The sequence below is a fragment of the Eubacterium sp. CAG:161 genome (genome assembly GCF_000432355.1).
Taxonomy (GTDB): Bacteria; Bacillota; Clostridia; order Lachnospirales; family Lachnospiraceae; genus Eubacterium_G; species Eubacterium_G segne.
Genome location: NZ_HF991853.1, coordinates 1 through 25,640, shown reverse-complemented (window position 1 = coordinate 25,640; position 25,640 = coordinate 1). Strand labels below are relative to the sequence as shown.

At 34.8% G+C, this 25,640-nt stretch carries 23 protein-coding genes; 2 read left to right on the top strand and 21 right to left on the bottom strand.

Annotated features, from left to right (window positions below):
• The 11 genes from ftsH to Q5O30_RS02320 form a co-directional block, all read right to left on the bottom strand.
• Nucleotides 1-1,611 (bottom strand): ATP-dependent zinc metalloprotease FtsH (gene ftsH, locus Q5O30_RS02370; RefSeq protein WP_370553100.1); only part of this gene is annotated, 1,611 nt, incomplete at its 3' end.
• Nucleotides 1,612-1,630: 19 nt separating this feature from the next.
• Nucleotides 1,631-2,155 (bottom strand): hypoxanthine phosphoribosyltransferase, encoded by a 525-nt coding sequence (gene hpt, locus Q5O30_RS02365; protein WP_021952161.1) that lies wholly within the window; start codon nt 2,153-2,155, stop codon nt 1,631-1,633.
• A gap of 4 nt (nt 2,156-2,159) precedes the next feature.
• The gene (gene tilS / locus Q5O30_RS02360; RefSeq protein WP_021952160.1) at nt 2,160-3,518 is read right to left on the bottom strand and encodes a tRNA lysidine(34) synthetase TilS; all 1,359 of its coding nucleotides are present in this window, start codon (nt 3,516-3,518) and stop codon (nt 2,160-2,162) included.
• 218 nt (nt 3,519-3,736) lie between these two features.
• Nucleotides 3,737-5,458, bottom strand: a complete 1,722-nt coding sequence (locus tag Q5O30_RS02355) for a SpoIIE family protein phosphatase (RefSeq protein WP_021952159.1) — start codon at nt 5,456-5,458, stop codon at nt 3,737-3,739.
• A gap of 155 nt (nt 5,459-5,613) precedes the next feature.
• Nucleotides 5,614-5,871 carry a septum formation initiator family protein gene (locus Q5O30_RS02350; RefSeq protein WP_021952158.1) on the bottom strand — a complete coding sequence of 86 codons (258 nt, stop codon included), beginning with the start codon at nt 5,869-5,871 and terminating at the stop codon, nt 5,614-5,616.
• 4 nt (nt 5,872-5,875) lie between these two features.
• Complete coding sequence (yabQ, locus tag Q5O30_RS02345) at nt 5,876-6,358, bottom strand: spore cortex biosynthesis protein YabQ (protein ID WP_021952157.1); 483 nt, start codon at nt 6,356-6,358, stop codon at nt 5,876-5,878.
• Nucleotides 6,358-6,642 (bottom strand): sporulation protein YabP, encoded by a 285-nt coding sequence (gene yabP, locus Q5O30_RS02340; protein ID WP_021952156.1) that lies wholly within the window; start codon nt 6,640-6,642, stop codon nt 6,358-6,360. The genes yabQ and yabP overlap by 1 nt, the downstream gene beginning before the upstream one ends.
• A 73-nt stretch (nt 6,643-6,715) precedes the next feature.
• Nucleotides 6,716-6,958 carry an RNA-binding S4 domain-containing protein gene (locus Q5O30_RS02335; protein ID WP_021952155.1) on the bottom strand — a complete coding sequence of 81 codons (243 nt, stop codon included), beginning with the start codon at nt 6,956-6,958 and terminating at the stop codon, nt 6,716-6,718.
• Nucleotides 6,959-7,171: 213 nt separating this feature from the next.
• Nucleotides 7,172-7,444, bottom strand: coding sequence for an HU family DNA-binding protein (locus Q5O30_RS02330; protein WP_021952154.1), 273 nt, complete (start codon nt 7,442-7,444; stop codon nt 7,172-7,174).
• A 122-nt stretch (nt 7,445-7,566) separates the two neighbouring features.
• Complete coding sequence (locus Q5O30_RS02325; protein ID WP_021952153.1) at nt 7,567-8,619, bottom strand: aldose epimerase family protein; 1,053 nt, start codon at nt 8,617-8,619, stop codon at nt 7,567-7,569.
• Nucleotides 8,620-8,623: 4 nt separating this feature from the next.
• Nucleotides 8,624-9,619 carry a LacI family DNA-binding transcriptional regulator gene (locus tag Q5O30_RS02320; protein WP_021952152.1) on the bottom strand — a complete coding sequence of 332 codons (996 nt, stop codon included), beginning with the start codon at nt 9,617-9,619 and terminating at the stop codon, nt 8,624-8,626.
• Between the two features lie 161 nt (nt 9,620-9,780).
• Between Q5O30_RS02320 and Q5O30_RS02315 the strand changes: the two genes are divergently transcribed.
• Together Q5O30_RS02315 and galT are read left to right on the top strand one after the other, a co-directional pair.
• Entirely contained in the window at nt 9,781-11,064 is a 1,284-nt protein-coding gene (locus Q5O30_RS02315) for a galactokinase family protein (RefSeq protein ID WP_021952151.1), read from the top strand.
• The gene (gene galT, locus Q5O30_RS02310) at nt 11,058-12,548 is read left to right on the top strand and encodes a UDP-glucose--hexose-1-phosphate uridylyltransferase (RefSeq protein ID WP_021952150.1); all 1,491 of its coding nucleotides are present in this window, start codon (nt 11,058-11,060) and stop codon (nt 12,546-12,548) included. The genes Q5O30_RS02315 and galT overlap by 7 nt, the downstream gene beginning before the upstream one ends.
• 73 nt (nt 12,549-12,621) lie before the next feature.
• On the opposite strand, the gene Q5O30_RS02305 is transcribed toward galT, so the two are convergent.
• The 10 genes from Q5O30_RS02305 to spoVT all read right to left on the bottom strand — a co-directional run bounded on the left by Q5O30_RS02305 (nt 12,622) and on the right by spoVT (nt 25,416).
• Complete coding sequence (locus Q5O30_RS02305) at nt 12,622-13,185, bottom strand: DUF6553 family protein (RefSeq protein WP_021952149.1); 564 nt, start codon at nt 13,183-13,185, stop codon at nt 12,622-12,624.
• Nucleotides 13,186-13,203: 18 nt separating this feature from the next.
• The gene (locus Q5O30_RS02300) at nt 13,204-14,244 is read right to left on the bottom strand and encodes a galactose ABC transporter substrate-binding protein (protein ID WP_021952148.1); all 1,041 of its coding nucleotides are present in this window, start codon (nt 14,242-14,244) and stop codon (nt 13,204-13,206) included.
• Nucleotides 14,237-15,205: a substrate-binding domain-containing protein gene (locus Q5O30_RS02295; protein WP_021952147.1), complete on the bottom strand. Its 969-nt coding sequence runs from the start codon at nt 15,203-15,205 to the stop codon at nt 14,237-14,239. The genes Q5O30_RS02300 and Q5O30_RS02295 overlap by 8 nt, the downstream gene beginning before the upstream one ends.
• Nucleotides 15,192-17,069, bottom strand: a complete 1,878-nt coding sequence (locus Q5O30_RS02290) for a sensor histidine kinase (protein ID WP_021952146.1) — start codon at nt 17,067-17,069, stop codon at nt 15,192-15,194. The genes Q5O30_RS02295 and Q5O30_RS02290 overlap by 14 nt, the downstream gene beginning before the upstream one ends.
• Before the next feature lie 11 nt (nt 17,070-17,080).
• Nucleotides 17,081-18,685 (bottom strand): response regulator, encoded by a 1,605-nt coding sequence (locus tag Q5O30_RS02285; protein ID WP_021952145.1) that lies wholly within the window; start codon nt 18,683-18,685, stop codon nt 17,081-17,083.
• Between the two features lie 166 nt (nt 18,686-18,851).
• On the bottom strand, nt 18,852-20,504 hold the full coding sequence (locus Q5O30_RS02280) for a branched-chain amino acid ABC transporter permease (protein WP_021952144.1): 1,653 nt from the start codon (nt 20,502-20,504) through the stop codon (nt 18,852-18,854).
• Between the two features lie 18 nt (nt 20,505-20,522).
• Nucleotides 20,523-22,031, bottom strand: a complete 1,509-nt coding sequence (locus Q5O30_RS02275; protein WP_021952143.1) for a sugar ABC transporter ATP-binding protein — start codon at nt 22,029-22,031, stop codon at nt 20,523-20,525.
• An 84-nt stretch (nt 22,032-22,115) separates the two neighbouring features.
• Nucleotides 22,116-23,387, bottom strand: a complete 1,272-nt coding sequence (locus tag Q5O30_RS02270) for a substrate-binding domain-containing protein (RefSeq protein ID WP_021952142.1) — start codon at nt 23,385-23,387, stop codon at nt 22,116-22,118.
• A gap of 260 nt (nt 23,388-23,647) precedes the next feature.
• The gene (locus tag Q5O30_RS02265) at nt 23,648-24,640 is read right to left on the bottom strand and encodes an aldo/keto reductase (protein WP_021952141.1); all 993 of its coding nucleotides are present in this window, start codon (nt 24,638-24,640) and stop codon (nt 23,648-23,650) included.
• 227 nt (nt 24,641-24,867) lie between these two features.
• Nucleotides 24,868-25,416, bottom strand: coding sequence for a stage V sporulation protein T (spoVT, locus tag Q5O30_RS02260; protein WP_021952140.1), 549 nt, complete (start codon nt 25,414-25,416; stop codon nt 24,868-24,870).
• Between the last annotated feature and the right edge of the window lie 224 nt (nt 25,417-25,640).

Sequence of the window (25,640 nt, the reverse complement as noted above, 5' to 3'; positions counted from 1 at the left end):
ATCTGAATCGTCATCGTAATTAATAAGTCCAAGCTTCTCTGAAAATCCGTATTTAGTAACCATGGCTTTTGCCGTAGCCGTAGCCTGCTTAATATCCTGAGATGCACCTGTTGTAACATCATCTAAAATAAGTTCTTCAGCAATACGTCCGCCTAAACTTACCATAATATCCTGAATCATTTTTCCTCTTGTTAAGAACATTTCGTCTTTTCCCGGAAGAGGCATAGTGTAACCTGCTGCCCCTGCACCTGTAGGAATAATGGAAACTGTATGAACAGGTCCCACATCCGGAAGTACATGGAAAAGAATTGCATGACCTGATTCATGGTATGCAGTAATTCTCTTTTCTTTTTCAGATATAATTTTGCTTCTCTTTTCCTTACCAATTCCAACTTTAATCATTGCCTTGTTAATTTCTTCCTGGGTAAGAAATGCCTTTCCTTCCTTGGCAGCAAGAATTGAAGCTTCATTTAAAAGATTTTCCAGATCAGCTCCCGTAAATCCTGATGTGATCTGTGCTATCTGCTGTAAATCAACATCGTCACCAATAGGCTTATTCTTGGCATGAACTTCCAAAATCTCTTTTCTTCCTTTAACGTCAGGTCTTCCAACCATAACTTTTCTGTCAAAACGTCCCGGTCTTAAAATAGCCGGATCTAATATGTCCACACGGTTTGTTGCAGCCATAACGATAATTCCCTCGTTAACACCAAAACCATCCATTTCAACTAACATCTGGTTAAGTGTCTGTTCACGTTCATCGTGTCCACCACCCATACCTGTTCCACGTCGTCTTGCAACGGCATCAATTTCGTCAATAAATATAATACATGGTGCATTTTTCTTTGCTTCCGCAAATAAATCTCTTACTCGTGATGCACCTACACCTACAAACATTTCCACAAAATCAGAACCTGAAATAGTGAAAAACGGAACCTTTGCTTCTCCTGCAGTTGCTTTAGCCAAAAGAGTTTTACCTGTTCCCGGAGGCCCCTCTAAAAGTACACCCTTAGGGATTCTTGCCCCAAGATCAATGTATTTTTTAGGATTCTTAAGGAAGTCAACTATTTCTTCCAATTCCTCTTTTTCTTCTTCTAAACCGGCAACCTTTGAGAAATCCATGTTTTTGATATCAATAACCATCTTTGCACGGCTTTTTCCAAAGTTAGCCATTTTACCACCGCCACCATTAGCGTTGGCGTTCATCATCATAAAAACAATTAATACCACAACTCCTAAAAGAATCATTGGCAAAACAGTTGTAAGAAAAATGCTGTCCCTGCTTACATCCTCTAAATAAGGTCGGATGTCTGTTCCAACATTATTGTTGATTTCCTCAATATCATCAGATACTTTATTTACATCTGAAACATAAACACTTTTTGTTTCGTCATTTTTTAATTTAACAATAATCTTTCCTGTAGGAATTTCCTTATTCTGTTTTATGGTGATTTCACTGACATTTTTATTTTTCATGTCATTTAAGAAATCTTTGTATTTATAGTCGCTGGTTATAAGACCTCCACAGATATTATAAAGTACGTATCCAATAACTAATATCAGAACCACAATATATATCTTTGAAAGACTACCCCTTTTTAATGTGTTCAAATCTGCCTCCTTAAATGTATTATAATTCTACTATTCCAATATATGGTAAATCCCTGTAGCTCTGATCGTAATCAAGACCATAGCCTACTACGAATTTGTCTTCAATTTCAAATCCTACGTAATCAACGTTTACGTCATCTACTTCTCTTCTATCCGGCTTATCTAACAATGTAGTAACCTTAAGACTTGCAGGCTTTCTCTCTTTTAACATAGGAATAAGTCTGCTTAATGTATTTCCTGAGTCAATTATGTCTTCCACAACAATAACATCAAGACCTTCAATGCTTTCATCTAAATCCTTTTTAATTGTAATGGTTCCTGAGCTTTCAGTTCCTGAGCCGTAGCTTGAAACACTCATAAAATCCAGTGTTACCGGAACTGTTATTCTCTTTGCCAGTTCACATGTATAAAAAACACTTCCCTTTAAAATGCAAATTAATCTTATTTCCTTTTTGGCATAATCCTTACTTATCTGAGCTGCCAGTTCCCTGATTCTTTTGTCTAACTTTTCCTCACTAATGTACTCTGCTATTTTGTGTCTCATAGTATTACTCCTTATTTTTATAATTTATTCTTATAATGTTCTTTGTTTCCGGTGTAACCTTATAATATGCACTGATTCTATATCCCGGAATCCACACAATATGGTTTCCGTCAGCTAACAGCGGCATGGTATCTCTATCCTCTTTTTTTATTTTTTCATTAATAAAATATTCCTTGAGTTTTTTCTTCCTGCCGTTATCATCAATTACAATGTAATCACCCTTAGCTCTTGTTCTCAGAATTAACTTATCTATTTTATCATAATCAAGCCATTTCGTATATACTAATTCCTTTATATTTTCCCTGTTAAATCCATTATTTTCACTAACAATTTCTACTGTGTCGTCTTTAAAAATCCTGCCCTTATCAATTAGGACTTTTTCCTTGAAATCCTGCTGTTTATTTTCAGCTTTTTTTATTATAACTCCGTCATATTCCTTTACTGCAATAAGATTATAAGGAAGATTTATTTTTTTTGAAACCTGACCTTTAAATAATGTGGCAACGTCCCTTACATGAACATCCATTATGTCCTTAAGGCAGCCTGCCTGATTTTCAATAACCCGCCTTATAACCTGATTTTTAACAGCGGGATGGAGAAATTCTCCCTCATTTAAAATTAAATTACCCTTTACATATTTTTTATATTCTGCATCAACCTGCTGCTCCATATAATCATTAATTTCACTTAATTTTTCAGCCGCATTTACAATATTATATTCAGCTTTTTTATTTATATTTTCTTTTATATAGGGCAAAAGCTCCAATCGGATTTTATTTCTTGTATATTCTGTAGATTTATTTGTTATATCCATACAATAACTAATGTTTAAACTGTCTAAATATGCTTCAATTTCTGCCCTTGTTACACAAAGAAGTGGTCTTACAATTTTGTCCCTTTGTACCGGAATGCCTGTCATTCCCTTAATTCCCGTGCCTCTGAACATATTAAACAGTATTGTTTCACTATTGTCATTTAAATTGTGTGCCACTGCGATTTTATCAGCCTTTAGTTCATTTGCCAGCTCATAAAAAATTCTGTATCTTTCCCTTCTGCCGGCTTCCTCCTCCGACATACCGGTTTTCTTTACTATTTCAGGCACATTAATATGGTATGGAAAAAAAGAGAGATTTTCCTTTTCACAAAATTCTTTCACAAAGTTTTCGTCTTCCAGGGCATCCCCTCCCCTTATTCCGTGATTAACATGTACCACATAAAGTTTAAGATTTAATCTATGTTTTAGTTTACATAAAACTGTAAGCATACAAATGGAGTCAGCGCCTCCTGAAACTCCCAGTATGACGCTGTCTCCACTGTCAAATATTCTATTTTCTTTTATAAATTTAAAAACCTTTTCAACCATATTTCTAATATACTTTATGGTGGTTTTTCTGTCAAATATATATAGTTCATTTAGTTTCCTACATAATGTAACGCCCCCTCCCTTCGGTCAGCGGCAATTCGTCGGAAACATTCCTATAAATGAACTTCGTTCATTTAGTTTCCTACATAATGTAACGCCCCCTCCCTTCGGTCAGCGGCAATTCGTCGGAAACATTCCTATAAATGAACTTCGTTCATTTAGTTTCCTCCTCCTCCAATTTTTTCCCATATCCCGGTACAAAGCACCGTCATGTCATCCTTCGGGATTCCATCTGTCATTGCCAGTGTCCTGCTTAAAATATGTAATGCCATTTCTCTTGGACTTGAAGTATTTATTTCCATAATCAAACGTCCCATTGCCTCCTCCTTATCTTCACATTTCAGGGCATCCACAATGCCATCCGAAATCATTATTACAAAATCTCCATCATATAATTTTTTTGTTATTGCCTCTACATCCACCTCCTGAAACACTCCCATGGGAAGGGATGTGGATTTGATACATTCCACCCAGCTTCCTCTTTTAATATATGTGCACGCCGCACCCAGTTTTAGAAACTGACAAATACCGGAATACTGGTCTATTAATGCCATATCCACCGCAGTAGGCTCCTGCCACTGATTTCCTGCAAGAAGTATTGAATTAATCAGTTTAAGTGACGTACTTTCAGAAAAACCGCTTTCAGACAAATGTTCAAGCATATCAATTATCATCTCACTGTATTGTTTGGCTTTCTTTCCTGAGCCCATCCCATCACATATACTCATAAATGTCTGTCCCGTATTCATTTCCATCACTGTAAAGTTATCCCCGGAACATTCTTCATCTTCCCTTGTTCTTCTTGCTGTTCCGCTAATTGTCATAAAATTAACTTCCTCAAAGAAACAATACTGACTAAAATCCTCTCTTAAATCCATTATGTTCTCCTTAGATGCCCGCATTTTCTTTCCTAAGGCTTCAGACACAACATTTTCCATTAATTCTACTTTTATGTCTCCTTTAGCCCTTTTCTTTGCCATCATGCGAACTTCCAGCCGTCCTTTTCCATTTTCATTAATGGATATTTTTCTGGTAAGTATTTTTCTTTCTCTTAGCTTATGCTTTAAATAGTCATTCATTCCAAACAAAACCTTTGTTTCATCATACATGGGTTTGGTATAATACTCCAAAAGTTTTGCCATTTCATTTAGCTGTATCGCCATTGCCTCCCTGGTTTCCAACATTTTGTTGTACCAAAGATAATTCAATCTGGCCCTTTCCAAATACTGTATCTGCCCATTTTCACACCCTCTGCATATATTTCCTTCAATTTCTCTCTCAATTACCCCCTCCATAGGAATTTCCTGATTCCGCTCAAAGGCTGACATTTTCTTTATTTCCGTTGCCAGACTTTTAAAAGCCTCAGATGTTCTTATCATTCCCTCATTCTTTTCATTTTCCAGATTCTTGTAATCTCCGGGATAATTTTTGTCTCTTGGGTAATAATACATAACCTTTTTTACAAAGTATGTAAATATTATGGTGGTTGACCATGTAAGCATTACTATAGGAACTAATCCATATAACTCCCGCTTAACCATTCCATTCATAGCCCAGTCCATTGCTTCCACAGCCGTTGCTACTATAGATACTATTACCGCTGCAATATATGGATTGTATTCGGCCACTCCTTTTTTATATCCGCTTACACACAAGCCTGTTGTTGCCATCATTGTTCCATATTTTATTGCTGCTAATAATCCCCCCCACTTAAATATAGTAACTACCATTATGGGCCATGCCACAAAAGGTAAAAATTTTACTATGCATAGCGCACTGTAGTAGCTTTCTGCTATAGGAAAAAATCCAAGCATTGGGACTATGCAGGTTCCCACTCCTATCATTAGTAGAAAAAATAATTTGAGTATTTTTCGGCTCATTACTCCCTCCTTGCTTATTTTTTACACAAGAAAGTATACCCCCTGTCAAAGTTTTTTTTTGTCAAAATAAAGGCTGATAATCCTTATAATTTTCGACATCAACTTAAAAAGGTTCCAAGGGCTGCTAATTAGTAACATCCTCGAAACCTTTTAATTTATTCTTCCGGCTTTATAATAACCTCATTAGGATAAAGCAATCCTAACTTCCTTGCCATCTCTTCTATATAACTGTCAGTCTTTACATATTCTTCTCTTTCCTTTAGTTCCTCTGACAGCTGTAATTCCTTTTCATACTTCTTCTGTAGCTTGCTTTCCTGTGCTTTTAGTTCATTTAAGGTTTTGTACTGGTTGTACATTTGTATGCCCATTACTATACAAAAAGCAACTACCACAAAAGATATGGAAAGTATCATTCTTTTACTCTTTATTCTTTTTTGCCTTATGGTGTTTAGCCTTGACGTGGCTCTTCTTCCACTTTCTTCCGGCATTCTTTTTTTCCTTCTTTGCTCTTATATTTTTAATTACCTTATAAAATATAAGTTTAACCACTTTACATAACTTTTTCAATGGCTTTGCTAAAATTCTGCCAAGTTTTTTTATTCTTAATGCTAAAGCATCTATAATTTTCCTGCCAATAATCCATTCAAAAACCGCCATGGTGCCAAGAGCCATAATCACAGAGAAAAAACGTGGTTTTCCATAATTGTATCTTAAAAATATGTTAAACATAAATATTGATGCAAAAGTCCAGTAAATGGCATCTTCAACTATTACCCTAAACAGCTTTGCAGGAAATATCCGCCTTAATATCCGCACTACATCGTAGCATATTATTAAAACAATTCCCCCATAAATGCTCATAAGTATAAGCATTGCCTCTTCACTTATCTGCCCGCTCATTATTTAAACATCCTTTTAAGAATGGATTTTCCTTTTTCTCCATAATCCTTAACATCTGAATAAACAATGCTGTCTACCGTTCCCTCAATATCTACTTCTCCCTTTTCAAGGCTAAGTCTTGTAACCTTAATGTCACTACCCTTAATATGAATCATTCCCAAGGTTGATTCTAACAGAATCTGGGTTAAATCAAAGGATACAACATCTTTTATGCCTGTAAGGGTAAGGCGTTTTCTATTGTCCATTGAAAGTTTGTGAGATTTTGATATATTACTTTGTTCCATAGGATAACCACCCCAAATTTCTTATAGGACAATATATTCACAATAACATAATTTATGCTTTTAAGTTGCCTTATCAGCTTAAATCCTTATACATTTCTGAAGCGGCTTCCTTCTTTACCGTCTCGTTTAAATTTAACACCTCTACCTTTACGGTTCTTTGTCCAAACTGTATCTGTATAATGTCACCTACCTTAACATCATAGGATGCCTTAACCACCTTGTCGTTTACTAAAACTCTTCCGGCATCGCATGCATCATTGGCAACTGTACGTCTTTTTATTATTCTTGATACCTTTAAAAATTTATCTATTCTCATTTCTGTGCCTCCTTTTTTTTAATGTAAATATAATAAAAAAAATAAATGCGTACTCACAAAAGTTGTAAGTACGCAATGCTTTCAATAACTATAACTTACGAAACGGTGTAGGATTACCGTTTCATAAATTTGCTTCGCAAATCACGCCATTTCATGGCTGGTCAACTACGATTTCGAAACACCTGATGTGTTTCAAAATCTATATATTACAAATTAGTTAAGAGCGTTCTTTAAAGCTGCACCAGCTTTGAATTTAGGAACCTTAGCTGCAGGAATTGTGATTTTTTCCTTTGTTGCAGGATTGATTCCCTGACGTTCAGGTCTTTCAGCTGCTTCAAATGTACCAAATCCAACTAACTGAATCTTTTCACCTTTCTTCATTTCTTCTACTACAACGTCTGTGAAAGCCTTAACTGCTTTAGCTGCGTCTGTCTTTGAAATTCCAGCTTCTTCTGCGATAGCTGCTACGAATTCTGTCTTGTTCATCGTTATTCCTCCTTGATAATTATCTTGATTATTAATGAGATTCTTCTCTCATCATCTATAAAGTTTATACTCTATTTAATATCCTTTGTCAAGGAAAACTGCCTATTTTATGGGGTTTTCCCTTATTTCTGCCTTGTGTAAAATTTCATCTGTATATTCAAATGATACTCATCATCAGGCAACAATATTCCCGATTTGAAATTCCTTTCATTTATGTGATTTGGAAAATATTGAGGTTCTAAGCAAAAAGCTTCTCTTTTCTGATATATTGCCCCATTTTTCCCTAATTCATTCTCCACAAAGTTTGCAGTATATAACTGTATTCCCGGAGTGTCTGCATATAATTCCATTACAATTCCCGACTTATCGCCATAAGCTGTGGCTGCCTTTACTAACTCATTGCCTTCTTTATCTATAACAAAATTATGGTCATATCCACTTCCAAATGCCAGCTGTTCATCCTGACAGTGAATATCCTTTCCTATTTTTTTTTCCTTTGTAAAATCAAATGGTGTACCCTGTACGTTTCTAATTTCACCGGTAGGTATGGATTCTTTTGATTTCACCGGGGTAAAATATTTTCCATTTAGTTTTAGTACATGATTATATATACTGCCACTGCTATGACCATTTAAGTTGTAGTAGGAATGATTTGTAAAATTTGCCACTGTTGTTTTATCTGTTTTTGCCTTATATGACAGCTTAAGGGTGTTATCATCTAACAGTGTATATGTAAGGATAATCTCCATATTTCCGGGAAATCCCTGTTCCATATCCCTGCTTAATATCTTGAAAGATATGCTGTTTTCATTTTCTTCCCCGCATTTTTCCCACATTTTATGGGCAGTGCAGTTTTTTCCGCTATGAAGATTATTTTTTCCATCATTAGCTTCAAGTTTGTACTCTACACCCTCTATCACGCATTTGGCATCTGATATTCTGTTGGCATTTCTACATACGTTTGCTCCAAAAAATGTATCAGAATTTTCATATTCCGCCCCACTGTCGTAGCCTAAAACCACGTCCGTTAAAACATTATTTTTGTCCTTAACTTCTATGGAAACCAAAGTTGCCCCAAAATCCGTGACTTTCACTTTCATTCCATTTTTGTTTTCCAACGTATATAACGTTGCAACTGTATTGTCTGATACCCTTCCAAACTCTTCTTTTTTCATTTTACTATTTTACCTTTCCACAGCTTTTTCTATTAACAAGTTTACATGCCATTTTTATTCTAATGGGTGCATTACGGCTTAAATTGGAATTTGCGAACAAAATATTTACACCATATTGTCCCATTTCATATGCAGGAGCATGTACCGTGGCAAGCTCCGGTGTGGAATAACGACATATGTCTGAATCATCAAATCCCATAACTGACACCCTTTCCGGTACATTAATTTTATAATCTCCCAGTGCCTTTATGGCTCCTATGGCAATCTGGTCGCTGGCTGCAAATACCCCGGTAGGCAAGTCTCCGGATTTTATTATTTCCTCCATCATTTCATAGCCTGAATCTACGGAATACATACCTGTTTTTAACCATTTTTCATATTCATATCCACGACTTTCACAAAATTCACAGTAATATCTTTTTCTGTCATCTTCAAATTCCGTATTTTCATCCAGATATTCCATTCCTCCTAAAAATGCCACCTGTTTATGTCCCAATTCTTCAAAATATTCCATAACATCATAAACAGCCTTTTTAAAGTCCATTGTAATGGAAGATGCCAGATAATTTTTAACAGGCATATCCAAAAATACTATATTATCTGTTATTTCTATTAATTCCTTTATTTCAATATCACTGAATTTTCCAATGCATATTAGTCCGTCGACACTTTCTAACTGTTCCAGGTAATTAACATCAGTTTTAAAGGTTCTTACTATTTCCACGCTGTTTTTCAGGCAAAAATCTTCTACACCTCTTCTAATATCTAAGTAATAACTGTCCTCCATTTCCTGCTTTGGTGAAAACCATTGCAAAATTCCCAGCTTAAACAGGGCTTTGCTGGCTTTGGGTATTTTTTTATACCCCAGCTTCTTTGCCACTTTCATTACTTTCCGTTTAGTTTCTAATGAAGCTGATAATGTAGGATCATTGTTAAGTATTCTTGACACTGCCGATACACTTACTCCTGATTTTTCAGCTATATCCTTAATCGTTGCCATATATAACCTCCACGTTATGTATTACATCTTTTACAAGTATATATTATTTTTATAAATTTTACTAGTTTTTTTAAAAATTTAGTAAATATTTTCGTGAAAGTGTTGATTTTTTACTAAACTTATTATATATTTACTAAAAAGGATAGATTCGGAGGTACAAAATGATTAACTCAGGAGAAATATTAAGAAAATTTGAAAATAAAGAATTTGACGATGTATTGATAAAGCTTTACCCGGACAATAGGGAAGCCATTAATTATCAGAGAAAACGTTATACTGATATGATTAATAAAAGTATTTCTTTGTTTGGTGACACAGACGTTGAAATATACAGTGCTCCAGGAAGAACGGAAGTAGGCGGTAATCATACAGACCACCAGCATGGCGAGGTTCTTGCTGCTTCCATCAATCTTGATGCCATAGCTATAGTTTCTAACAATTCCCATAATAAGATTAATATATATTCCATAGGATATGCACCTATAGAAATTGATTTAAATAATATTTCCTACAACAAAGAGGAAGAAGGCACTACAACTTCCATTATTAAAGGGGTATTAAATGGTTTTACTAATCACGGCTTTAAAATCGGAGGATTTAACGCCTGCATAACCAGTGATGTGTTAAACGGTGCAGGTCTTTCATCTTCTGCTGCATTTGAAACCCTTATAGGCACTATTCTTTCAGGGCTTTTTAACAACATGACCATTTCTCCTGTGGATATTGCCATTATCGGTCAGTATGCTGAAAATCAGTTTTTTGGAAAGCCTTGCGGATTAATGGATCAGATGGCATGTTCAGTAGGTAATTTTGTTCACATTAATTTTAAGGATCCGGAAAACCCTGTTATAGAACAGGTTAATTTTGACCTGAATAAAGAAGGATATTCTCTTTGTATCGTGGACACAAAGGGTTCCCATGCTGATTTAACAGATGATTATGCCAGCATTCCTTATGAAATGAAGGAAGTTGCCGCTGCCATGGGTAAAAATTTGTTAGGTGAAATAAATAGTGAGGAATTTTTTAATGAAATTCCCGTGCTTTCTAAAAAAGTCAGCTCAAGAGCAATTCTTAGGGCAATTCATTTCTTTAACGAAAACAGACGTGTTCAGGTTGAAAGTAAGGCATTAAAGAATTACGAGTTTGAGGAATTTTTGCACACTGTAAAGGAATCCGGAGATTCTTCTTATAAACTTCTTCAAAATATTTATTCTCCAAAGGAAGCCACAAATCAGCCTATTTCCCTGGCACTTACCCTTACGGAAAACTTTTTGGGTGACGACGGTGTGTGCCGTGTTCACGGCGGTGGATTTGCCGGAACCATTCAGGTTTTCGTAAAAAACAGTATTGTTGATGAATATAAAAAATATATAGAAAAAGTTTTTGGAACTGATTCTTGTCATATTTTATCCATTAGAAACGTGGGAGGTACCAAAGTATGTTAGATACATATATTAAACAATTAGTTACTTACGGAATAAGGAAAGATTTAATTAAAGAGGCGGATAAATATTACTGCATAAATACTATTATTTCATTATATAACAGGGATTATTTTTCAAATCCTGATATAGATAATGACCTTCCCCCTCTTAATGAGATACTTAAGTCTTTAACTGATATTGCAGTAGAAAAAAATCTCATACCTGACAGCATAACCTACAGGGATTTATTTGATACTAAATTAATGGGTTGTATCACTCCTATGCCTTCACAGGTTCAGGAGAATTTTAAAAAGCATTATGAAATATCCCCTAAAGCTGCAACAGATTTTTACTATAATTTCAGTTGCAATACTAATTATATTCGTTTAGACAGAATTGCAAAAGACTTAAAGTGGAAAGTTAATTCTGATTACGGAGAATTAGACATTACCATTAATTTATCCAAACCTGAAAAAGATCCTAAGGCAATTGCTGCTGCAAAGAATGTTAAGTCCTCTGACTATCCTAAGTGTTTTCTTTGTAAGGAAAATGAGGGCTATGCAGGTCATGTAAACCACCCTGCCCGGGAAAATCACAGGATTATTCCCTTAACTCTTAATGGTACCCCGTGGTATCTTCAATACTCCCCTTATGTGTACTACAATGAACACTGTATTGTGTTTAATGGTGAGCATGTTCCTATGAAGATAGACAAATCCACCTTTGTAAAGCTTTTTGACTTTGTTAAAATGTTTCCTCACTATTTTATTGGTTCTAATGCAGACCTTCCAATTGTTGGAGGCTCCGTACTAAGCCATGACCATTTTCAGGGAGGAAATTATACTTTTGCCATGGCAAGGGCTTCATCCTTATATTCATTTAATGTAGAGGGATACCCTAATGTTTCCTGTGACATATTAAAATGGCCTTTATCAGTTATACGACTTACTTCAGATTCCACTGAAGATATTATAGACTTAGCTGAACACATTCTTAATAAATGGCGTAGTTACACTGACAGTGATGCTTATATTTTTGCCAAAACAGACAACGGGCTTCACAATACCATTACCCCAATTGCCCGTTTTAGAAATGGTAAATATGAGCTGGATTTAACTCTCAGAAATAATATTACTACTAAAGAGCATCCTCTTGGGTTATACCACCCTCATGAGGAGCTACACCATATTAAAAAGGAAAATATCGGGCTTATAGAAGTAATGGGACTGGCAGTTCTTCCATCAAGGCTTAAAGAGGAAATGAATCTGCTGGCAAATTATATAATAAATGAAAAGGACATTTCCTCAAACAGTCACATAGCAAAGCACGAAAAATGGGTCAAAGACATTCTGACCCATAGAAATGACATAACATGTGATAATATATTTTCCGTTTTACAGGATGAAATAGGAAAAGTTTTCATAAAAGTTTTAGAAGATGCCGGTGTTTATAAGTGTACCCCTGACGGACTTACATCCTTTAAAAAATTTATAAACACCTTATAATATCCTCCCGGAACTATCCTTTTAAATGCTTTTTATATTAATTTAAGGGATAGTTCCTTCTCATAAACAAATTTTATTTTGTAAGAAAATGTTCCCTGTTAGGGTACTTTTCTCTGTATGCAGATAAGGCTGCATTCTGAAAAATCTCAAATTCCCTGTCTAAGTGAAACATATGAGGGGTATAAAAGGCAATTGCACTTATTTGTTCAGCAATCTTTTTTGCCACTCCTTCATCAGATAATTGCCCCAGACCAAACACAGCAGATGTAAATCCCCTTCCGTTTTTACTGGTTTCTATAAACTTTAAAAATACATTTTTCATTTCAAGAAACAAAATTTCCTGCTCCTTAGTGCTTCTTTCACAGGCATTAAACAGGTATAATCCATTGATAATTTCATATAGCTCTTTCTTTTTGCTTCCCCCTATATCCATTGCATTTCTTTCAGACAGACTTTTCATCTGCATAAGATAACCCATAAACAAATCTTTCTTAGGCTTTCTTTTTCCGTACCTGGCAATCCATAATTTTTCCATAAAAAGCCCTATTTCATCTTCTAATTTATGGTCATTTAAAATTTCCAGTCTTGCTTCCGGGTCTGTTTCATTATAAAACTCCCTAATCCATGTATCCTCCATATAAATCTCCTGTGCTCCTTATCTTCCTATAAAACTATCTACACTATCAATATCTACCTTTTTATACTGGGAAACATAATATTTGCCCTGATTTAAGTTGTGACCTTGCAAACTGTTTCCTTTAAAAACATCAACCACTAATTTTGCTATTTCCATAGCCTGGTCTTCTTTATCGTTGTACACTGTTCCCTGCATTTTCCCGTTTTTTATTGCCTCTAAAGCATCCTCTAACCCGTCAATTCCAAATATTATAGGCATCTCTTTCTTTCCGTACCCGGATTTTTTGTATGCGGCAACGGCTCCTAATGCCATCTCATCATTATTGGAAATAATCAGTTCTATTCTGTTTTTATACTGACTTATTAACTGGGTAACTCTGTTTTCCGCCTGACCTCTGTTCCAATCTGCAAACTGATAGCTTAATTTCTCCAAGTCAATTCCATTTTGTATAATTGTCTTTACTGAGCAATCTGTTCTGCTTATGGCATCCTGATGTCCTGCTTCACCCTCTAATAAAACATATTGTATTTTGCCGTCTTTATTTTTATCCACATCCGGATGTTTCGCCAAATAATCTGCAACGATTTCTCCCTGCATAACTCCTGACTGCTCTGCAGCACAACCAACATAATATAGCTTGTCCCACTGCATAAGATCTTCCCTTACAGGCTCACGGTTAAAGAAAATTATAGGTATGTTATTTTGTCTGGCAAGCTTAATAATCTTCCCCGGTGCAGTTCTGTCCACCAAATTGACACACATTATATCGCATCCTGCATCTATCATTTCTTCAACTAATTCATTTTGATTTCTCTGGTCATCATCGCCATTTCTTCCTGACACAATTATCTTCATGTCATCACTTTCCATGGCCTTTAAATCTTCCTTAACCTTTTCTACCATTGCATTTATAAAAGGATCATCCTGAGTATATGTAACTATACCCACCTTTAAAAAGTCATCTCTGCTTTTTTTCTTCTGACTACATCCTGTAGCGGTACATATAAGTACAATTCCCATTACAAATGCAATAACTGCCTTCTTATTTATTTTACTCATAAGAATATAAAAACCTTTCCATTTCATCAGTAAATAAATCTTTCTGATAAATTACTTTTACCTTAACATTGTAACTTTTCATTTCATAAAATAATTTGTTAAGCTTTTTAGAAATTTCCATAACACTTCTATAACCTATATCATAACTATCAATAGCAACAATACAATTTACATTTCCGTTATCTAACAAACTTATGGATTTTTCGCTGCTGCCTATACCGTATATCTGTGCCCCATTGTACACCCCGTTTTCACTGTTTGCTCCCAATTCATCTAAGGAATAATTGTCCATTGCCACCAGATAATCTACCTTTGATTTGGTTTTCACAATGCTGCAAATATCCTGGTCCCGTATTCCACTGTAAGTCCATGCCACCTTAATATCTGAATCTTCTATGGCATCCATAAAACCTTTGTATGTGTTGACAGTTTTTTCTTTTTCGTGCTGGTCTAAAATAACTCCTATTTCCTTTGTTTTTCCTCTGGCTGAATCATTAACAATGCTTTCTCCTAACTTGTAACCAATTTTATAATTGTCAGGCTTAATTACAGGATAACCCGATTTTTCCCCGTCATCTCCCATAAAAGCATCTTCCACTATAAATATAAATGGAATATCGCCACAGATTTTCTTTATTTCATTTTTTGTGTTTGATCCGGGAGCCGGACAGATAATAAATCCCTCTGCCCCATTGTCAATCTGTTCTTTCATCAGTTCCTTTTCGTCCTGAAAGCTATAAATATCATCTGTGTTACATATAATTAAATGTAAGTTATTAACTTTTGCCGCACTTTTTAAACCATTTATTAACGCATCCCAGTTTTTATCACCGGAATTTTCCACAATAACTGCAATCTTTTTTTCCGGTGTTTCATGGTCAAATATTCTATATGTGAATAATACTGCCAACATACACAATATTATTTCCGTAATGAGAAAGGCCATCTTATTTTTTTTCATTTTCATCCTTCCTTCCTATGTTTTGATTTTCCAGATTTTTTCTGTTTTCTTCATTAAAAGGAATTGCAGGTATGTGAATGGTAACTTTTGTTCCTTCGTCTGCTTCACTTTCTACACTTAAGCCATATTGGTCTCCAAACATTAATTTAATCCTTGAATGAACGTTTATAACCCCTACTCCTGAACCATGCTTAGGGGTTTTACTATTATCCTTAAGTATATTCTCAACTACTTCCTCTCTCATTCCCATTCCGTTATCTTCCACGGTTATAAATATATCGTCATTTATTTTTTTACCTGTAACAACTATTTCGCCGTCATCTATATCAATGTCTCCCACACCATAATATATGGCGTTTTCCAGTATCGGCTGTATAACAAGTTTGACAATACAATAGTCGTTAATTTCATCATCCACGTCAAATCTGATTTTGAATCTTTCCTTATACCTTACCATCTGTATATTCATATAGCTTTTGCTATGCTGTAATTCATCAGATATTTTAATTATGGTTCTTCCCTTTGACAAACTTATTCTAAGTAACTTGGCAAGCTCAGAAATCATAAATACCGCTTCTTTGTTTTTACCGGCTTCAACCATCCATGTGATGGACTCCAATGTATTATATAAGAAATGAGGATTAATCTGGCTTTGTAGGGCATCCATTTCACTTTTTCTTCGTTCATTTTGCTGTCTTATGATTTCCTTCATTAAGTCCTCAATTTGCTCATAGGATTTTTGTACTGAATATCCTAAATCCCTGATTTCCGAGGAACCTCCAATGTATATTCTGTTTTTACCCCCTGCCTCGTAGGATTTTACTGAATCATTAAGATTTAATATAGGTCTGGATATTTTTCCCGATACTATTTTGTTTACCACAAGAAGCATCATAATTAAGAAAATAATGGTTATGATAACGTAATACCTGAATTTATTTATGCTTATTGTCTGAATTTTATCAGGAACCACACCCACAACTTTCCATCCTGTATAGGCAATACTACTTATAATATAATTTGCCCTGCCTCCATTGAGATTTAATTCATAGGTTCCATCTTCATAGCCTGCAATCCGGGTACTTTCTTCCGAAATAATTCCCCTGTCTATTTCCACCTTTCTTGGATGATAAATTAATTCTCCATCGCTGTTGCACAAATAATAATATATTCCATTTGTATCTTCATTAATTCTATCTAAAGCTTCTTCTATAATGGAATACTTCATATCTATAAGTAAGACACCACTAACCGGCGTTTCCCCATCATTAATATCTACGGAACGGCTTAGGGATACCACCCGGTAATATTTAAAAGCTCCGTCGGTAAATAAATTCTGTATGTGGGGTGTGGAAAAATGGATGTTTTCAATTTCATCTGTGGCATTGGAAAACCAATCCTGTTGTTTTACATAGGCATTTTCTTTCTCTGATGCTACAGGTTCAGCTGCAATAAGCTTTCCGGAAGTATCATATAATGCCATACTTTGTATTTTGTCCGAATTAATTTCATATAATAAACTAAACTCTTTATTAAGCATTTGGTCTGATACATCATATTGCTGAACAATATTATAATTTGCCACATTTGAGATCTGCCTAATTTCAAGAAGGTCTCCGTCTATTTTATCTACTACACTATCTATAATGTCTTCTGCACCGGACACAGAGGTTTCTTCCGCTGAAATCTTAAATCTGTTATAAATAAGCAGTCCCATAATTATAGTAGTAATAATCGTTAATGTGGTTAAAACTGCCATAATAATAGACTGAATATCAAATCTCACCGTTCCTTCACGAAAAGACCTTATGCCGCCTTTTTTATTTTTCCCGTCTGCTTTTTTTATTTTATCCACTATTGCCATATTTCCCGTAATTATTTACCTAATTTCTCATTTCTATATTTAGATGGAGATACTCCATATTTTTTCTTAAATACATAACTGAAGTAATTGGCGTCGGTATATCCCACCATTTCAGCTATTTTGTAGCTTTTTTCATTTGTATCCATTATTAATCCTGCAGCAATTTCCATTCGGTAATCTGTAAGATATGTAACAAAGGACTTACCTACTTCCTTTTTAAACACAGATGAAAAATATGAATTTGATACTCCCATTAAAGAACATACTTTATCTAAGGATAAATCCGGTTCCATATATCTGTCCCTTACTATGTTCTTTCCGTCATTTACTAAACTCATTGACTTGCTGTTTCGGACACTTTTTAATTTCCCGCTTACACCTAATGAACAGTCAATTAACCATGATTCCAAGGTGTTTTCGTCCATTTGAGGAACATTTTCATAAGGATTATCTATTCCATTTAAAAAGTCGTTAAAGTCCATAAAGTTGTTGGCACAAAATCTGTAAAATGCCCCTACCATTTCCATTATTACTAAATTATACTGGCTGACTGTATTAGCATTTTTGTGTAATTTTTCTATTTCCCTGCTAACTGCATCTTCTATGGATTTACTGTTTCCTAAATATATTGCCTTAAATAAATCATGCATTTTTGAATCTTCTGACTGTATAGTCATGTTTTGCTCATTAGGTGCAATTTCTTCTATATTAATTGCCCTGTTGGTTCCATATAAAACCCTGTATGATACTGCCTCTCTTGCTCCTTCATAAGAACTGTTTATGTTTAATATATTATCACACATTCTGCCTATACCCGCTGTAACCACGGCACCGATAACCCTGTTTACCCATTTGCAGAATTTGTCACAAATATCCGTAAATTCCACCATTTTTTCTTTAGAACTTAATTCTACAATTAATAACGTATTTCCTAAATAAATAAATTCCCTGCAATTTAGTCTTTCGGCAATTCTTTCCTTTATTTCCCTTTCAACAGACATAGACAGTAACAATGGTTCCATATTTTCAGGAACATTATGGGTAGATGTATGGAAAATCGCACAACAATAATATGGCCCCCTAAAATCAATTTTATATGAATCCACAAATTTTGAATATTCCCCTTCGTCAACTCTTCCTTCAATTAACGAAACAAATAAATTGGTCTGAAGTATTGGAAGTACATCATTAAAATAATTCTCAAGTTTCTGAACATTTAATTTTTCTTCTCTTTCTACATCTAATGAATTTTTGACTCTTTTTAAACATTCAGTTAATTCCTGAGAATTGATGGGTTTTAACATATATTCTTCAACCTCAAGATGAACTGCTTCCTTTGCATATTCAAATTCATCAAATCCCGTAAATATAATTATGTGAATATTTCTGTAATCATCATTAAGCCTTTTAGATAACTCAAGGCCATCCATGAAAGGCATCTTAATGTCAGTAATAACCACATCCGGCTGTGTCTTTTCAACAAGCTCTAATGCCTTTACTCCATTAGTTGCACTGCCAACTACCTGAAATCCCAGCTGGTCCCATGCTATTTTTTGTTTAATTACATCAATAACTTCTTCTTCATCATCTACTAGAATGACTTTATATTTATCCATAATACTTTCCTTATTTAATAGTTATTTTATCCTGTATTTCTATTTAATTATTATAACAAACAATTAAATCAAATAAAATAATTAATGCTAAAATCGTCCTAACTGCCCTTAGACAATCAGAACGACTTTTAGCATTTATCATTAAAAAAATTTTATTACTTTTCCATTATTTCTTCTGTACATATTTAAGGCAGTCAAGTGTTACTGCTGCAAGAATAATGATTCCTTCAAAAATAAACTGAAGGTTTGTGTCAATTCCAAGAATTGTAAGTGAATATGTAAGAGATGTAAATATAAGAACACCTGTTACAACACCTGAGATTTTACCAATACCACCTGTAAATGAAACACCACCTACTACGCAGGCTGCAATGGCATCCATATCCCATCCTTGTCCGTAAGCTGCACTACCGGAACCAACCATTCTGTTACATTCAAGCCATGAACCGAATCCATAAAGGATACCTGCAAGAATGAAAGCTCCCATTGTAACTTTAAATACTGATATACCGGAAACTGATGCTGCTTCAGGGTTTCCACCTACTGCAAATAAGTTCTTTCCAAAGGTTGTCTTATTCCAGATAAACCATACAACTGCTATTGCAACTACTGCCCACAAAATAATTGTTGGGAATCCTCCCAGTTGTGGAATAAATATATTTGGAATTGCCGGATCAATGGCACCAAATGAAACACCCTTTGTTGCATAAGTTACAAGACCAAATATAATAAGCATGTTAGCCATAGTTGATATAAACGGATGCATCTTAAACTTCGCCATAAAGAAACCTGCAATCATTGCAAAGCATGTTGTAAGAATAATACAAACAACTAAAGCAAATACTGCTCTTCCAGCAGGTGCCATATTGGAGAAATCAAATATATGTCCGAATACACCACCTGTGTTAATGCCATTATGCATTATAATTGTTGAAGCAACCATGCCCATACCAACCATACGTCCAACAGAAAGGTCTGTTCCTGTTAAAAGAATCAATCCTGCAACTCCAAGGGCTAAGAACATTCTTGGTGATGCCTGCTGTAAAATATTAAGTATGTTTGTGTATGTAAGAAGCTGTGTATTTTTAACTACCGGTGTAATTGCACATAATGCAATAAAAATCAAAATAATTACAATATACAAACCGTTTTTGTATAAAAACTGTGATAAATTAAATGTATATTTATAATTCTCCATTCTCTGCTGCATCTTCTGGGCAAATGTATACTTTGATGTACGCAGCAAATCAATTAAATGATACTTATGCATATATGCATCATGTTTTCTGTCTTTAATTTCCTGACATTTTGATTCATGAGTCATCTTAGCATCATATAATTTATTTTTATAAACATATTTTTCGTCTTTAATTTCTTCTGAATCTGATAATTTGCTTAAAGCAGCTTCATGTTCCTTTTTTAATTCAGCACAAACTTTTTCATAATTTGTTTTTTCAACTGCTTTTTCACTTTCACAACTAGCTGAAACTTTACTGTAATACTGGCTGTCATAATTTTTTGAAAGATATTCTTCTGCCTGGGCAATAAGCTTTGAAACTTCATTCTTGTTTGAGCTTTCAACTGCCTTTGCCTTTTCTAAAGCCTTTTTGTCACTTTCAATAATTTTTGCCTTTTCTTCTTTAGTTAAATTCTTGTTTTCCTTTACAATTGCCATGTGGTTCTTTAAACTTCTGACTTTATCTGAACCATCTGCACGTAAGGAATCTATTTGTTTCTGTATTTTTCCAACATATTCATCTATCGGCTTAAGAAGCTTTTGTTCTTCATCAACCGAAAGAATAACACCTTTCTCTGCCATATTAAATACTCCTCTCTCCTACAAATATTTAGCACTAAGCCTTAATAATTCTTCCTGATTTGTTTCATTTGTATTAACTATTCCTGCAAGATGTCCATTAGACATTACGCCAATACGATTTGTGATTCCTAATATCTCCGGCATTTCAGATGAAACAACTATTATTGTTTTTCCCTGTTTAGCCATATTAATAATCAACTCATATATTTCATATTTTGCGCCAACGTCAATACCTCTGGTAGGATCATCCATCATAAATACATTTGGTGAACGTTCAAGCCATTTACCAAATATTGCTTTTTGCTGATTTCCTCCTGAAAGATTTGAAATCATATCATCAGGTCCCATACACTTGGTGTGCATTACCTTTATTTCCTCTGCTGTTGCACGAACCATGTCATCCTTTGATAAAGCAATGCCTCTCTTATAATGATTCATGTTTGCAATGGTAGTATTAAATGTAATATCTCCTTTTAAGAAAAGACCGTTTGCTTTTCTTTCTTCCGTTATTAAAGCAAATCCATGATCCATGGCATCTTTAGGTGATGAAAAATTCATTACTTTTCCATCATACATTATATTACCTGCTGCTCGTGTTCTGACACCAAATATAGTTTCAAGGAGTTCTGTACGACCGGCTCCAACTAAACCGTATAATCCAAATATTTCACCTTTTCTTATATCAAAAGAAATATTTTGAAGTTTTGGTGCATATTTTGTAGAAAGATTTTCCACTGAGAAAATCACTTCTCCCGGTTTGTTGTCTACAGGTGGGAATCTGTTATCTAGGGAACGACCAACCATAGCCGATATCAGCTCATTCATATTTGTATCTTTGCTGTCCTTAGTCATTACCAGACTTCCATCTCGTAAAACAGAAATTTCATCACATATCTCAAAAATTTCGTCCATCTTATGGGATATATATATTAATGAAATTCCCTGACTTTTTAGTTGTCTCATCATTTTAAACAGCTTTTCTACTTCCGGTGCTGTTAATGATGATGTAGGCTCGTCAAGTACGATTACCTTTGAATTATATGAAATAGCCTTTGCAATTTCACACATCTGTCTCTGGGACACAGACATTTTCTTCATTGGCTGTGTCATATTAACAGTTATTCCTAATTTTCTAAATAAATCGGAAGCTTCTTTTTTCATTCTTCCTTCGTCAACCATGCCTAATGAGTTTTTAGGATATCTGCCTAAAAACAGGTTGTCAACAACGCTTCTTTCGAGACACTGATTAAGTTCCTGATGAACCATGGCAACCCCGTTTTCAAGAGCATCTTTTGGACCGGAAAAATTAACTTCCCTTCCGTCTAATATTATTGTTCCTTCGTCCTTTTGATAGGTTCCGAAGAGACATTTCATCATTGTCGATTTACCTGCTCCATTTTCACCCATAAGGCCCATTATTGATCCCGGTTTAACATTCAAATTAATATGTTTCAGAACCTTATTTCGGCCGAATGATTTACTCATGCCGTTAATCGACAGGATGTATTCATTCTTATCTTCCACCATATCTACACTTCCTCTTTCTTTTTCAAAGAAGGGAGGCTTTATTTCGCCACCCTTCCTGTTAATTATTTCAATTTACCTTTAACTCTATTTTGAGAGAATTGATGTATATGAAGCTGCATTATCTGTTTTAACCATGTTAATTGCGAATGCATCATATTCACCCGGATTTCCTAAACGGTTAGTAATATTTGATTCTGTCTGTCCGTCACCACCAATATAATCTACCTTAAGGTTAAGAAGGTCATCATACTTTTCAAGTAATGGCTGGTATGTTGAGCTAAGGAAGTTGTCTGATGCATTGTAAATGTTAAGCCATACTTTCTTTTCTGCGCTCTTGCTTGAATCAAGCTTTTTTGAAACCTTGTCGTAAATCTTTGTTGAATCTGTAAAATCTTTGTAGTTGTCAGCTGTTACAGCAACGTTTAATGCGTAATATGATCTTTCTTCTTCGCTGTATCTGTAATCTTCATCCTTTGTAAGGCTGTTTCCTGCATCGTCAGGTGTTCCAATTCCTGTATCAATATCTACACCATCAAGTGCATTACGGAGAACTCTAAGTGTAAGGTATGCCTGAACATCAGCATGCTGTGAAATTGTTCCGCCGTATCCTTCTGCTATAGCTGCTACTGCATCGCTGTTAGCATCATATCCAAATGTTGGAACCTTGTTGTCCTTAGCCCATGCATTAAACATTGACATTCCCATACCATCATTATTTGATACAACTACATCAATCTGTTTGCCAAATGAAGCTGTCCATGTTCCAATGGCATTTCCTGCTGTTGCTGCATCCCATGTTGCACCGGCTGAATTCTTCATTTCCTGTGATGCTAACTCTCTGACTGTATATGTCTTTCCATTAACTTCCAAAGTTGCATCCTGTACAGCTTTTGATTTGCCGTCTACGTTGGTTCCTGCCGGTGATGAATCAACACTTCCGTCTTTCTTTACAGCTGTTCCGAGAGCTGTACGAACACCACATGTACGTGCGATTGAATCATTGTGTCCGATATCTCCGATGGCAAGAACATAACCGATTATTCCGTCTCCATTTCTATCGATTTTGTCGATGTTTGCCTTAATGTAATCTAATACCATCTGTCCCTGAAGTTCTGCACCCTGGTTAGCATCAAATCCTACATAATATGTATCTTTGTTGAAATTAAGTGCTGTTGTGTCAAGAGCGCCTGTGGAGCTGTTTGACGGCTGACGGTTAAACCAGCATAATGGCTTATCCTTATTTGCCACTGAACCGGTTGAAGTTCCTCCTGAACTTCCTCCTGATGATCCGCAGCCTACCATTGACATTCCAAGGGCTGCTGCAACTAAAACTGTTAAAAACTTTGATCTTCTCATCTTAATATTCCTCCTATTTGTTAATATTGTTGTTTTTTCCCTGTCTTTATTGACTAACTTTATTATAATTTCATTTCTTTTTAGAAAAAATAGAATATTTTTAGGTAAATTATCAAAATTTTACTGTTTTTTAATAATTTTTATAGATATTTTTACTAAAATCGTTTTTATGTTAAAGGTAAAAAAATAGTATTCATGAAACTAAAGTTTAAAAAGTCTTTAATTTCCGAATACTATTTTTTAGTTATTTATTATGCTAATTACATTAAACTTATATTATCAATAGCTTTTCTTTCTTCCTTGGAAAATTCTGTATTATTTATACATCCAATGTTATCAAGAATCTGTGACGGTCTTGAAGCTCCTACTAGCACGCTGGTAATATCACCATCTCTCAAAATCCATGATAATGCCATTTGCGCTAAAGTCTGTCCTCTTTTTGCTGCAATTCCTCTTAATGCCTTAACCCTGTTTATTTTTTCTTCAGTTATGGCATTTTCTTTAAGGAAACGTCCATCTGTACGGACACGGCTGTCCTCAGGGATACCGTTAATATATCTGTCTGTTAATACTCCCTGCTCTAACGGACAGAATGTTATTACTCCTATTCCATTAGAAGCAGCATAATCTTTTAATCCGTCATTTTCTATTGTTCTGTCAAAAATGGAATATCTTCTCTGATTTATTATAAAAGGTGTTCCATATTCGTTAAACAGCTTAACAGCTTCCATGGTCTGTTCTCTATTGTAATTTGAAATACCTATGTACAAAGCTTTACCGCTTTTTACAATTCCGTCTAAGGCTCTCACTGTTTCCTCTAAAGGCGTATTAGGATCAGGTCTGTGATGATAAAAAATATCAACATAATCCAGTCCCATTCTTTTAAGACTTTGATTAAGACTTGCCACAAGATATTTTTTACTTCCCCCATCACCGTAAGGTCCATGCCACATACCGTATCCTGCCTTGGTAGAAATAATTATTTCATCTCTGTATGCATCAAGCCCTCTCTTTAATATTCTTCCAAAATTCTCTTCTGCCGCTCCTGCTACAGGTCCGTAGTTATTAGCCAAATCAAAGTGAGTTATTCCATTGTCAAAGGCGGTATAGCACATTTCTGTCATGTTATCAAAATTTCCGTTAGAACCAAAGTTATGCCATAGTCCCAGAGAAACCTGTGGCAACATTAATCCACTGTTTCCGCACCTTGAATACTTCATTTTTTCATATCTTTTTTCATCTGCAATATACATATTTTCATCCTTTCCGTGTAAATATACACTCCTGTCACGTTTATTATTAATGGTATTTTGTCACTTATAAATATTTTTGTCAATTTAATATTTTTTGCTGTTATCACTTATTTTTTTCAATTACTCCTTATTATTTATATTGCAAATAAAAGCCCGGAAACTGTTATTTACAATAGTATTTTCTAGTCTTTACTAGGTTTATAACAATTTCGGGCTTTTATAATATTTTATGCTTCCATCTGGCGTCCGAGAAATTCAGCCGCCACTCCTGCTAACTTCTGCTCCGTGACACTTACCTTCTGCTTTTCATCCTTTGAAAGAATGATTACGCTTCCTATTATGTCACCTTCACATATTATTGGATAAATAATCTGATCCATCTCAGGTGCTTCCATACCTTCAACTATTGGTATAGCCTTTTCAACTCCATTTTCTGTGGTAAGATTTTCCCTTGCTTCTAAGAGATTTTCTAATTTCTTACTAATTCCTCTGCCTATTAATTCCTTTTTGGTTCCTCCTGCTACGGCAATTACCTGATCTCTGTCAGTTATCACTATACGATATCCTGACACCTGTGCAAGACTTTCCGCATATTGCTTGGCAAAACTGTCAATTTCACCTATTGGAGAATATTTTTTCAGAATTATTTCTCCTTCTCTATTAGTAAAAATCTCCATGGGATCACCTTCTCTAATTCTAAGAGTCCGTCGGATTTCCTTAGGAACTACAACTCTTCCCAAATCGTCTATTCTTCTGACTATACCTGTTGCTTTCATATACCCACTTTTCCTCCATTATCAAATTTATAGTGATTTTGCTTTTTCTTATGTCTGGCAAAATCCCGTTTTGCTAAATAAAAGCTTTGGAGTTATTATGTGGAAAAATTAAGAAAATATTCTTTTATTCTACATATACTACTGTTGAATTTATGTTATTCTGTATCCTTAATATGTATAAATTCTTTTAGCATTTCCATAATCCATGCAGGTTACAATATGCA